This window comes from Streptomyces vulcanius, from assembly GCF_042653945.1.
GTDB lineage: Bacteria > Actinomycetota > Actinomycetes > Streptomycetales > Streptomycetaceae > Streptomyces > Streptomyces mangrovi.
This window is the reverse complement of the sequence record NZ_JBHSFK010000118.1, coordinates 1-1,103: the sequence shown is the minus strand read 5'-3', so window position 1 is coordinate 1,103 and position 1,103 is coordinate 1. Positions and strand designations below refer to the sequence as shown.

Here is a 1,103-nt window from a genome sequence, read left to right as displayed (position 1 = left end):
TCGCCGGCGGGTAGCGGTGCGGCGTCGATACCGGGCAGGTCGAGGACGGCTTGGGCGTTGTTCTGCAAGGCGAGCATGACCTGGAAGAGCGGATGGCGGGCCATCGAGCGGGCCGGTGCGAGGTCCTCGACCAGCCGCTCGAAGGGCACGTCCTGATGCGCGAACGCCGCCAGACCGCTTTCCCGGACCTGCTCCAGCAGACCCGCGAACGACGGATCACCCGACAAGTCAGTACGCATCACCAGGGTGTTGACGAAGAACCCGACCAAGTCGTCCAGCGCCTCGTCGGTACGCCCAGCAACCGGGGTACCCACCGCAATGTCACTGCCCGCACCCACCCGGGACAGCAGCACCGCCAGCGCCGCCTGCAACACCATGAACACCGTCACACCCTGAACACGGGCCAGCTCGGCCACCCGGGCATGCACCTCAGCCGGCACACAGACCTCCACCCGGCCCCCGCGATGCGAGGCCACCGCCGGCCGCGGCCGGTCGAACGGCAGCACCAGCTCCAGCGGCACCCCGTCCAAAGCCCTGCGCCAATAGCCCAGCTGCTCGTACAGCAGACCGTCCGGCCCGGACTCCTCACCGAGCAACTCGCGCTGCCACAACGCGTAGTCCGCATACTGCACCCCCAACGGCCCCCAGCCGGGTGCCTGCCCGGTAGTACGTGCCGCATACGCGACCGACACATCCCGCGCCAGCGGCCCCATCGACCACCCGTCACCGGCAATGTGATGCACCACCATCACCAGCACACACTCACCCGGCCCCACCCGCAGCAGCCACGCCCGCAACGGAAACTCAGCCGCCAGATCGAACGCATAACCAGCCAGCCCGTCAACCACCCCCGCCAGACCCTCCCGCTCCACCTCGACCACCGGCAGATCAAAAGAAGAAGGCGGGGCAAGGATCCGCTGATACGGCCTGCCCCCATCAACAGCAAAGACCGTCCGCAACACCTCATGCCGGCCCACCACATCACCCAACGCCATCCGCAACGCCTCAACGTCCACATCACCCGTCAACCGCACAGCCACAGGAATGTTGTAGGTCGCCGACGGACCCTCCAACTCCCCCAGGAACCACAACCGCTGCTGCGC

1 protein-coding gene is annotated in these 1,103 nt (G+C 67.7%); it reads right to left on the bottom strand.

Annotated elements, in window-relative coordinates; genetic code table 11:
- Positions 1–1,103 (bottom strand): condensation domain-containing protein (locus ACFPIH_RS56250; RefSeq protein WP_385879449.1); only part of this gene is annotated, 1,103 nt, incomplete at both ends.